The sequence below is a fragment of the Paraglaciecola sp. genome, assembly GCF_030730205.1.
GTDB lineage: Bacteria > Pseudomonadota > Gammaproteobacteria > Enterobacterales > Alteromonadaceae > Paraglaciecola.
On sequence record NZ_JANQVQ010000212.1, the window covers coordinates 1 to 11467 of the forward strand.

Below are 11467 nucleotides of genomic sequence, written 5' to 3' on the forward strand. Positions count from 1 at the left end.
AACGACTTATTTCCGGTAAACGACTTATTTAATCCCATTAAACGACTTATTTAATCCCATTAAACGACTTATTTAATGGAAACAAATATTGTTCTCATGAAATAAGTCGTTTAATTGCTATCAGTAAAAACAAGCACTCAGAAGCTACCAGATCTGAAATAACTCGTTTAAAAAATCTGGCCGCTTTTGATTAATTTCCGCTATTTTAACTGGCAAAAACTAATTTCCATAGCAGAGTTAGCCTCTCAAACATTCGCATACAAAATTTTAGGGTTACCCATCAAGTCATACAGATCTTGTAAAGATTCGTCTGATTCAGGGTCTTCCCATCCCCTTAGCCATCTAACTTTTATTCCCAAATACTGAGCCCACGCTACCGCTTGCTTCATTTCTTTGAAGCTTTTGTTTTTGGCACTCGCCTCTATGTACTGATTGACAAGTAGATATTGATTTTTACCTGCGGAATATTTGGCTTTGATGAACGCTTGACGATAATGCTCATGGGATTTGTCGAATGCTTTTTGATGGTAATAATAATTGGCGTAACACCAATCTGGCATCCACGACAATATCTGCTTCAACCCCGCAGCCTCTAACTTTGCAACATATTCATCAATCTCAGCCAATGACTTAGGGTTACGTTTTAATAAGAGCCCCTTATGGAGAAACTCAGTAAATTGTGATGGTATTTTTTTGACATCAGGCTCAAATACTTGATTAGCGAATCCCGCATACGCTTCAAAGGGGCCAATACACCTGATCGCAAGTTTCGCCTTTTGGAAATCGCTTAACGTGCTAAATGAACCATCATTCAAGAATTTCTGAAGATAATTGGAGCCATTAACAACATAATCTGCATAGCCCAGCCAAAAATGCTCCGTTTCTCGGCAATACAAGCCATCTAGTTCAGCTTGCTGGGTTAATTGGTAGGTATGTTTTAGTTCATTGATTCTGTTAATTAACATGCGACTAATACGTCGTAGTCGATTAGATTGGCTCTTAATGTGTGATATGCACTTCACCAAACATTCTCTACCAAAATGTTTATCAATCTCTCTAACGCAATAGGACGCCCCCCGACCAATGAACAAAATTACTTTTAACCGCATAATTTGAGTATCGCTAAGCTGTCTCCGCGCATCTTCATTTTGGGTTACTTTCAGTCGCTCTATCGAGTATTCCAAATTACTAAATAATGAACTAATACTCGGAATCTGGTCTGTGCTACACCAATGCTGAGCATTCTCTAAATTCCGGCTTGCTTTGAAATCCTCAATGTCTTTATCAGGGTAATGAAACGATGATTGGCTCAGAGCAAGAGATCCATAGATGAGCTTCCATGCATTTCTGAGGGGCATAAATATTTGAGCATCTTCAAACTGCGGTATAGCCCAATTTACTAGAGGAGGTATATCAAGTTTTGATGCATCCAAATTGTATCGTAAATAGTTCTTATACAAGGACTTCATGAAGCGGTCCAATGCATAGGTTTTAATGAACCACTCTGAGGATTTAGTTTTATTTAAGTAAGTGCCATCATCTCTTAATACAGCTTTGTATGTTTCAAGGACATCCTCAACACTAGAGAGTAAAACCCAAACAAACCGCTCATCTTTCAAGTTATTAATTAATATTTTGCCTAATAAATTAAGCAGCTCTTCAAGTTTGCCGTCAATCTTGGAGCTTTCATCAGCCAAGCGTTTCAACTTTGTTTGCAGTCTTTTCTTGTCGCTATCGGTCAGGATGGAATTACCGCCATCCTTTTGAGCCATTACACCCGAAATGTTGAATATTTCCCGAACAAATTCACCAATGGTTGGGAATGAGATTTTGTTGTTGTCCATAATCACTAATAAAGGGCCAACAATGGCCCTTTTCCTTTTATTTTTTTCCGCCAGTTGGTACTGCATTTCCTCTACCATCACCTGATTTACCGCCAGTTTTTGACGGCCAGTTACCACCGGGACCGGGATGGTTTGAAGCAGGCTTAGATGAGTTTGATTTTGCCATGATAATATCTCCTAAAATTAATAAGTTAAATAGAACCAACCCCTCAAAATTGATTCTGAAACCACTATAGCTTTAGAGATTGAAAACGTATTCAGGCATTTTGGAAACAAAAAAATTGTTGTAGCGAAAACCCCGACGCTTGTGTCGAAACGTCCTTAATACTTTAAGCTTATTCCGTATTTCGATTCAACACTCCCAGAACCACACATTGCCTGCTTAACCCAATTAGTTAATATCAAAGATTATGCTTAATTACCTTTTATCACTCTTGCTAATGCCGTTTGGAATGAACTGCGGTCAACTACTGAACTTACACTGATCATTCGAGAAAGGGCTTGTGATTTCAGAGGGTCAAGTGAGTCGGCAATAGCTTCGCTCCATTCATGCCATTTCGTTTTTTCATTTTCGCTCAATTGCGAAGCTGCCTCACTCCCTGAAATTGTGGCGATGAACTGACGACACTGTTGTGCTTTTTGCCATTGGTTAAACATGTCCAAAAACGTATTAATTCGCTCCTGCTCCGCCCTCACCGCTCGTTCAAACTCCTGACGACGAGATTGTTCGGCTTGCCACTCAAGCTCGCGGGCTTTTTGCCGCTCCTCAATGACCCTGCTGTAAACTGCGCTCTCCTTTAAGTGGTCAATAAAAGTGCCCAATTGATCCTCTAATGACAGCGTATCACGGTCTTCAAACATAGACTTGATGCCCTGAGGAGTTGGCCGCTCGATATAAAGTTGCAGCACTCCACTTGGCACATTTATTTTTTCGTGTGAAACCCATCTATTACTGGCCTTGTTGATTAATTCTGCTGCTGATAACTCACGTTTTGTCTGTTTTAACTTTTCTCGCAAACGAAACGGTATGTCCACTCCATCAACTGCAACGATATTCATCAATCGTTTCTCATATCGCAATTTTTCGACTTTTACCGTCCATCCTCGCTCCTCAAAAGCTGATAAAAGAACATGCAAAATACTGATAGCTCTATCTCGCTGTTCGAGCGACACGTCCATTCGTAACACACTGCTATCGTTGTAACGTTGAGTCAGGATGAAATCATATTGATATAGCGGTTTAGTTAATGAGCTTTTTATCCCTTTCAACAAAGGGTAATAACCGAACGTTTTTTTGGGCTGAGGTAGAGTTGCCGATAGATTTCTTGATTTTTCTCGCTTGTAGGATTGTAGATGCGATATATCTATTAAGCGGGAGGGCGATACATTTTCAGGCAATGCGACATTTTTAACCGCTTTGCCAAGAGCCTTTTGAGTCCAGTAGCCATTCGGCGGTCGCGGAATTTGATGCTTGTTCAATAATTGCCCAAGTGCATGAGGATGAACCAGCCATAGTTCAGCAAGCGCTTTAAGTGGTTTATTCCAAACAGCTTCGTGAAGCTCTGCGATGGTAAGTTGGGTTGGGGTCATGCTTCGTGCTCCAGTTATTACACTGCTAATTCATATAGATGGCACAACAGTCACTTTTGCATTGCCCGACATCAGTAGCCGCTGTTCATATTCTGTAAGCTGATTAGCCGCAGCCCGGCCTTGGTATATCCTTATTTCAATCATCTCATCAGCCTTCTTAGGCAGCTGCTCTAGCGCAGATTTGGCAGCAGCAATTAGCTCAACATCGAAATTTATTTCGACCTTTTTATCATCAGACTTAACCATCAGTTTTCTTCTGAAGTGGTGCCAAATTTGCTCAAAACACGTCGATAAAAGCGGTTACAGCGCGGCAGCTTTTCTAAAGAACGAGTGAACCAACCATGTTTGCCGAATGACTTATCGATTTGATAGCGAGTTGGCATACCATGTTGTTTTTCAAGCGCCTTGCGTAGATAGCGTTTAAACTGAGGGAATAGCTCATCGTCTTTCGCTAACCACAGCTTCCCTCTGTGGTATATCGGTTTCTGATTGCTCGGCAACGTCTTGAATAACCATGTTTTATCGAACTTGTAGAGAAACCCATACTCTTTTTGCATTAAAGCCCTTAGTTGCGTTCTGGAACAGCTTGAGTACTTTTTAATGGCTTTGATCAATGTTTCGCGCATAAGGTTACGCTTAGTCAACATGCGAAGGTATTGACGCCAAATGACCAAGCCCTTCTCGGACTGAATAATTTGTTCTACAGCACCTACAGATACGCCATGGTTCTGGGCAATGTCTTTTCTATCAGCGCCTTTGATAGCAAGTGCTTTAATGCTCCGTTCCATCTCTGGAGTAATAATCTGCCTGCGCTCATCAAGAGGTATTTTTAGGCGTTTCGCGAGTTGTTTTACAAACCCTACGCTAACACCAACCCGTCTGGAGATATCGCGCATACTGAACCTATGCTTTTTCAGTAACGACGTGCAACGTCGTGTTCGCTCCTCACTCTTTAGTGTCTCATCCTTAGGGCTCTCCACTCCCACAGGCTTTGGAAAAAAGGATAAGGCAAAGTCTAAAAGCAACGCTTTAAATGGATGTACGGCTGAATGTGGCTCACGGATAAGCCTTCGCAAACAGGCTTCGTTGATAACTTTCGGAACCTGAAGTCCAGCCTCAATCGCATCCAAAAATTGTTGTAACCCCCGAATATCTAGATGTCGACCTTTAGAGAAAAAGGCATCCACCACATTGTTATGAGTGAATGGCGTGTTCATCTCACATTTCGACATAGCAATTGCCTTAGCAATATGCTCAGCAAACATCGCTTGAATTACAGGTGCAGGTTCTGATGATGAGTTAGTTGGCAATATTGGCAATTCAAACTTCCTGTGGCTGGTTTGTTGCCTTACCAAAGCACACTTATGGATATGGCAAGCCCTTACCCCATTGAACTGGTGAGTCAAATGCCAGTAGCCGCATCCAAGTCTATTGATATCATCGGCTACGCATTCAGGACAACAATTTGAGTAACCAGTTTCACTTAGTCCAAGATGAGTCAAGGTCGCTGTATTACCTAACGCCAAACCACTAGAGCCGAGCATAACCTGTTCGAGTTCTGCTGGACGCTTGCAGTAAAAGCTGAAGAGATGAAATAGCGTGTGCTCTGTGAGTAAAAATCCCGCATCGTATTGTGCATACTTAGCAATATTTACCACTTCTGTGGGCAATAGCTGATTAATGCTCACCGACGCTCGACCAAACCAATCTTGTATGATTATCCTAGAGTTGCGAATGCCACATATCTTTTGGCACCTTGCAATATAAGAATACAACGTCTCATCTGGCTGAATTCTTGGTGTGTAGAGCGTGATGCTCATGCTTTGAACTCAAATAAGTAAAAGTATTTAAACAACAAATAAATCAACGGATGTGTCGTTTTATCAACATCCATGATGTCACTTGGTTTAAACAAAGGGGACTGCGAAGCGAGCTGTGCTTGAGATCGAGCGTAAGGAAATAAGAAATATAAGTATTTATAAAGTGCTTCAATCCATTGCTTATTAAGATTTGTCGTCGTTAAACACGGTTTTGATGAATAAAAACTACTCTCCATAAAAACACGTTTATGTAACTGAACCTCTTCCCGATAAAGATTGCTATCCATTTGAAATATTCGACGAGTTTCAAAATCCAACCAGCGATGAAAAATGGTGATCTGTGGCTGAAAATATTCATCTCTGTCGAAAAATGCTTGGCAGAATTCAAGGCCTTTAAATTGAGTTACCGGGCGTTGATAAAGTACGTGCTGATGTTTATGACACACAAATGCCGTTGCTGCTTGATGTTGCGCTTGCCATATCCCGACGCCATAGGACTTTACAGACTCACTGAAACAGTCAGGACACAGTTTTATCGACTGAAATGGTAATAGAGTTTTCTCGCCATTAAACAACACCCTACCCGTTGCGGGTTTATGCTTTTGGTCATAGAAAAATTGCGCGACTTCAGACTCTTCGATAAAACTGCGCCAATAAGTCCCAAGTAGGTTGTCGTCTACAATCTGAGAAATCTTTTTTTCAGGGTAATTTTGGCTTACAAGAACAACTACCCATCGAGGTAAGGTTTCTCCAATCTTGCGAGCACTGGATATTTGCAATATATCGAGAAGGTTACTGGCCTCCATAAAGTTGGCAAATTGCATCAACCGATAAACGTAGCTGGGAAAGTACTCCCCCTTTTGAAGGAGTATATTGTCGAACATCATGGTGACTAGTGAGTCATTGTTCATATCGCTACTCGACTTCCATATCTTGCTCAAGCAATGCTTTTACTCGTTCATGCCGAGCCTGCGACTTGGGATCTAATGGCAGAGGTTCTGCTGCTTTCTTGGTAACAATATCCTCAACAGGCTTTTCATTTTGCTGATGCTGAACGTCAGACGACCTTATCTTTAGCTTTGGCTTGATCGATTCGCTTCGAATATGAGTCTCACAATGTGCACGATAAATACTCTCTGGCAGATTCGCTTTCGTCAGTTTTTCTTTTTGAACAAGTAGGAATTCCGTTAAGCGTTTTAGCTTACTCACGTTCCCATCACAGTAGTAAAAAAGTATGCTTTCAAGCTCATCAGTAAGCCAATCTCGCTTTAAACCTAAGAAATTCAGCATCGTAGCTTTAACCAGCTCTTTCCATGTAACTGAATCAGACGCATAGTCCTTAACGCGGAATAAACCATCACTAATTAAACGTCGTTCAGTCTGCTCAGGTTGGTTTTTTTCAGCGAATAAATCTGTCACTTCAGGCGTACCGATGAAAAACATGGGAATGCCCAGATCGTTATATAAGTCTTCTAAAAACTCGTTCGTTAACTTTTTTGCGTCTTTCGTTTTGCTGGCATTTAGCACAAATTGAACATCGTCAACGACAATCATGCCCAACCCAACCATGCGGCACATTTTTATCACGTAGATTATCTCGTCACCAACTGTGGCTGAAGGCAATCGCGAGGCTAAGTTACTTCCGAGCTTTTCATCAATGGCATTAAGAATCGATAACAAAAAGGGGCGTTTGCTACTTGTGCTCTTAATGAACACTTTGATCCACAAAACTTGAGGAACGCGCCGCCATCCAGTCTCCTCACTTGGCGGGTGGAAGTGATTTTTCAGCTCCAGAAACGACAAGATCTTATCAACTTCTTTCGTTTTTCCATGACCAGACCTTCCTAGCATTAACATGGCAGTCCCTGCATCAAGAAAAGAGGGCGGTTTCGGCACATTCTTTATGCTTTGTTTTCCGGCATTAATATCATGCAAATATTTATCATAATCGTCCGACTTCGGGTGCCTATTTAAATACCCTACCACCATCAAATGATAAATACGCTCGTATAGCTCAAAGCTATATTCTGGTGGAACAAAGAACTTCTTTGACAGACCTATACGTCTAATAAACGCTGGAGCGCCACAGAAACCGTCTTGCAAATCGTCACGCTCAGCCAATTTTGACATCAATTCAAGTTCAGTCAGCTTCAACTTTTCCAGAGCCACAATAAATGGATTACCGTCTACCCACTTTTCTAAAAGCACATTATTACTCATCATCAACTACTCCCATATCTGAGGAAGGTTCAGGGCTATGAGAAAAGTCTTCAGCCAAAGTACCAAATATCTGTCGCGTCTGAATGATGTCACCAGCAATTTCTTGATTCTGTGCTGCCTTAAAGTTATCGTTGATCCCCGAAACTATGCTTTTGCGGTCGACTTTTGATTTGCCGCCTTGGCGGGCCTCATTATTTGCTTCGAGGATAGAACGCTGAAGTTCAATTCGGTCAGAGGTTCGATCTTTACGGTTTATTGAAGCATTGCGTAATTCCATAGCGTGAACTTCATCAATTTCTAGCTGTATAAGCTCCTCAAATCTTTCACAGTGAGAGGCAAGTGTGAATTCGATTATATCGTTGCCAAACTGTGGAGAGCGAAACCACATGTATCTGGGGTCATCGTCGTTGATCCTGACTTTAATCTCGGGAGCCTTCATACCTCTCAACAGGCATTCCTGCTGCCATTTTTGGAACTCTTTGTGATCTGTGCGGTAAACTAATTTATTTGAGCTTAAGTGAACGCCATCTTTTTTCACTGTGGCGATTTCTTGGTCCAACAAGGCATACATGACCAATTGGTTTGACTTTTTGTTACCTCCACCCATACGTCTTGAAATATGGCGCTTCCACAGATTTAATGGGGTAGGTTTTACACCTTCAAAAACATCAAAAGTTTGTAGGCGAGTGAAATTAATTCTGCGCTTATTGAAGGATAAAATCGCTTCAATAATAAGCTGATTTAAGGTCAGGATATCAACCTCTGCGAAGTTGGATGAGTGGGCGGCGTCTTTTGCAGGATCTGATTTAACAGCACCCGGCAATTGCTGAAACAAAATCAAATCACCAGCGTTGAAATTAACTTCAATACTCCCTTTTCTCCGGCTGATATAGGCGGTTGCGTAGGTGATGGTTTCAATAAGAAGATCAGCAGCAAGCATGTCATCGAACAATTTTTCTGTGTATTCCGCTGCCCTGTCGCAAAGCAATCGGGTGCAAATATGCTGGCTAGGCCAATCGTCTTCGTCTATTTGGACACCATACTTTTCGCAAAAGTCCACTTTATTAGTAAATGCGTTGAATAAAGCTTTCTTAACGGCCGAAGTCCCCGCCTGAAAAGTGACGGTGTATCCGACAATTTTGCTGCAAAAGCTGTCTACAACAAAGTATAAGTAAGGCCTGCCTAATACCGTCTTTTTATGCTTCCCGTCTAAAGTTGGTATGCGTGAAACCACATAAAGATTTAATCGAGTAGCGTCGATTTCGTATGTGTGTGAGGGACCAAGTGAGTAATCTTGTGCTTTACCTCTGGAAATAGCATCATTGTTCTGAACATGCTTTATGCTCTTTTGATAGCCAGCCCAAACCACATGATTAACTTCCTTAAGAAAATTATAATTAAATTGGTTGTCTGAAATTAGCTTTAGTGGGTCTGTAAACGATTCCTTTACCCCGAATACTTCAGTAGTCGACTGACAAAGCGTCGCACCAAACAATGCGTATAAAGACGCTAACTTATGGTCTGGGGCTGTTGGCAATATTTTTGAAATAAATTTTAGTAACCGTTCCCGATCTTCAAGGTTAAATTGACGTCGTAAATAATCGTCAGAGCTACCTTTCGCACCGATGTGAGTACCTCCACGTGCTGAACGTTTTTGCTCTGCGACTGCTGCGTTAATTGGAAGCTTCCTCAGGGTTCCGCAAATGAACGTAAGAGGCAGCAACGCAAGCGGATGACTGCCAAAAGCGAGGTACTGATTTAGGTACTTATACAGCGTTTGGATGGTGATCCTTGCTTTTTTGACATAAGTGCGCAAATGCAAACCACCAAGATCGCCTTTCACATAGAGTTCGATATCACCAGAGTCGATAATCGGCTTTATCTTATCGAACTTGGCTAAAGCAACGGCTCGCTTTGCTGCTGTTTCTGAGCTAAACAGTGGCGAACCAATGAAGTCATTGGGTTTTCTTTCGTATTCTTCCCATGCATCACCGTCAATATCGCCACCAACGGTTACGATGATTGGCTTTTGCGGCCGTGTGCGCTGAAGAATGAGTGCTATTTGGTTTTGCTTAGGAAAAACCCAGCAAACGGTGTAGATTTTGTCCGGTAGTGTTCTGTGGACCATTAATTCGTTGACGTTGAAATTAAAGTTATTGGAGGAATGCGCAACTACCAAGCCCATGCGAAGTCCTCCTTCGCATTAAATACAAAGCTTGCATCAGTAAGGGGACGAAATAAATCGAGCCGTAATCCTTTATGCCAAATTAAGTACCAAAAGATCGCAAAGGTTTTTTCAAACGATATAACCGTGCGCTGGGATACCTTGCTAATCAAATCAGCTAATCGATATTGTGGCGTACGTTGTAACTCTTCAAGAAAGGCAATCTGCGATGCTTTCAGTATGCCATGTGGAATATCGAGATCACGAAAGCCACGGGCTGTATCAATGTTTTTAACGAAAACTGAACCCACTGTCCAATGGGAGGATGTGATCAATTTAAATTCAGTTTTTCGTTCTTCAGTCCAATACGTGCGTTCTATTTCAAGCTTGTCTCGCGTTCGACCAACAATTCGTTCTGTTCCGTCTTCAACTACAATATCATCGTCGTATTTGAGTGAAACGGCTATTTTCTTAAGCTCACCTGTCATGACATCGGCGTATTGAAACAAAAAATCAGTCGTCATTATTGCTGCCTGATAGCCTTGATTCTCGTCTTTAACCACCCCAGACTTTGGTGCAAACCTAGGGTGAGGAATGTTCAATCGGGTGGCGACGCGCAAGGTTGTATCCACATCAAGCAATGGATATTGCGTTTTAACAGCTGATACGTTTTTAAGATAGGAGAGCGTAATGCCAAATCGGCGCTCTAAATCTGAGAAATATTCATGACGATCTGACTCTTGCCCCAATTGCTCAGAGGATGCATTTCCGGCACTGGAGAATTGTCGTGCTGTTTTGTAGGCAACGTATTTGCCTTCAAACTTCCGACGTTCAAGATAACTCTCAATTTTGTTTTCAGTAAGCTCAGTTACTCTGGGCTGTTTGATTTTTGGTTTGTTTGCATTTTCCATGACGTTCATCTCAATTACTATAAATTGAAATTAGCGCCAAAATTAAAACAATTCAAATGAAAACAACAAAAACAACGAAAGTTATTGGTAAAACCAATAAATTAGGCATTTTCATAAGAAAAGAATAGAAGTCTTAGTTTGATTTGTGAGAGTATAAAAGGTTTTTAACTGATATTTAAGTGTGTTTCACTATAAAAGCAAATCGAACAAGCCAAAATAGTATCACAAACCTTGATTTTGTCAACAGAGCCCTATTTGACAGGCGCTAAGCGCTATACTAATAAATAAGAAAAACATTTAGTGATAGGCAAATGATAAAGATTACCGAAAAAAAGCTATTAGCGTTTGAAGCCTTTTTAAATCAGCAGTCAAACAAAGAAAAATCAGCTTTTGAAGCTTTTACGTTGCCAAAGAGTGAGACTTCAGGAAAGTCCGTAATAGAATTACTTGAAGAGGAAGATAAGCCCACGAACCTTAGCTCACATTCATCAAGCTAAACATGTATGCTGCATTCACGCCTTCTTTACCACAAGTAAGATGCATTGCGCAGATTGTGTTTAAGCAAAAAGTAGCAAATACCTTTCAACGCTGTTGCTGATTTATAAGGCTATATAGACACTTAAGCTTTTAAAACCATGGGGGCTATGGCAGAGTGCGTTATCTGGCGATAGAATGTAGTTTGGTTTTATTAAGGTCCATCTTAAAAAATCAAAAAATACTCGCTATTTATACTAAATACAGCGCTTTGCATGATGTTAATCCTGTACAGTGCTTTGGCTACATAGCAAAGGGAAACGGATGATCCTACATTGCACAAAAAAGCTCTTCTCAATGTTGCCTGAAAAAGTTGCAGCAGCAATGCCCGCTCCACAAGCTATTGGCCTACAAGCCGAATGGCTTAACTGGCATGCCAATCTC

At 41.2% G+C, this 11467-nt stretch carries 10 protein-coding genes; 1 reads left to right on the forward strand and 9 read right to left on the reverse strand.

What is annotated here, in order from left to right:
- Positions 1 to 245: 245 nt before the first annotated feature.
- The 9 genes from NWQ57_RS14220 to NWQ57_RS14260 form a co-directional block, all read right to left on the reverse strand.
- Positions 246 to 1910, reverse strand: coding sequence for a hypothetical protein (locus NWQ57_RS14220; RefSeq protein ID WP_306022823.1), 1665 nt, complete (start codon positions 1908 to 1910; stop codon positions 246 to 248).
- Positions 1882 to 2010 carry a hypothetical protein gene (locus tag NWQ57_RS14225; protein WP_306022824.1) on the reverse strand — a complete coding sequence of 43 codons (129 nt, stop codon included), beginning with the start codon at positions 2008 to 2010 and terminating at the stop codon, positions 1882 to 1884. The genes NWQ57_RS14220 and NWQ57_RS14225 overlap by 29 nt, the downstream gene beginning before the upstream one ends.
- A 248-nt stretch (positions 2011 to 2258) precedes the next feature.
- Positions 2259 to 3434, reverse strand: coding sequence for a hypothetical protein (locus tag NWQ57_RS14230; RefSeq protein ID WP_306022825.1), 1176 nt, complete (start codon positions 3432 to 3434; stop codon positions 2259 to 2261).
- Between the two features lie 30 nt (positions 3435 to 3464).
- Positions 3465 to 3680 carry a hypothetical protein gene (locus NWQ57_RS14235; RefSeq protein ID WP_306022826.1) on the reverse strand — a complete coding sequence of 72 codons (216 nt, stop codon included), beginning with the start codon at positions 3678 to 3680 and terminating at the stop codon, positions 3465 to 3467.
- Positions 3680 to 5254, reverse strand: coding sequence for a TnsD family Tn7-like transposition protein (locus NWQ57_RS14240; RefSeq protein ID WP_306022827.1), 1575 nt, complete (start codon positions 5252 to 5254; stop codon positions 3680 to 3682). Before NWQ57_RS14240 ends, NWQ57_RS14235 begins: the two co-directional genes overlap by 1 nt.
- Entirely contained in the window at positions 5251 to 6165 is a 915-nt protein-coding gene (locus tag NWQ57_RS14245) for a TniQ family protein (protein WP_306022828.1), read from the reverse strand. The genes NWQ57_RS14240 and NWQ57_RS14245 overlap by 4 nt, the downstream gene beginning before the upstream one ends.
- 4 nt (positions 6166 to 6169) lie before the next feature.
- Positions 6170 to 7477, reverse strand: coding sequence for an AAA family ATPase (locus NWQ57_RS14250; protein WP_306022829.1), 1308 nt, complete (start codon positions 7475 to 7477; stop codon positions 6170 to 6172).
- Entirely contained in the window at positions 7467 to 9659 is a 2193-nt protein-coding gene (locus NWQ57_RS14255; protein ID WP_306022830.1) for a transposase family protein, read from the reverse strand. The genes NWQ57_RS14250 and NWQ57_RS14255 overlap by 11 nt, the downstream gene beginning before the upstream one ends.
- Positions 9647 to 10549, reverse strand: coding sequence for a TnsA endonuclease N-terminal domain-containing protein (locus NWQ57_RS14260; protein ID WP_306022831.1), 903 nt, complete (start codon positions 10547 to 10549; stop codon positions 9647 to 9649). The genes NWQ57_RS14255 and NWQ57_RS14260 overlap by 13 nt, the downstream gene beginning before the upstream one ends.
- A gap of 311 nt (positions 10550 to 10860) precedes the next feature.
- On the opposite strand from NWQ57_RS14260, the gene NWQ57_RS14265 reads away from it, so the two are divergent.
- On the forward strand, positions 10861 to 11046 hold the full coding sequence (locus NWQ57_RS14265) for a hypothetical protein (protein WP_306022832.1): 186 nt from the start codon (positions 10861 to 10863) through the stop codon (positions 11044 to 11046).
- The last annotated feature ends 421 nt before the right edge of the window (positions 11047 to 11467 follow it).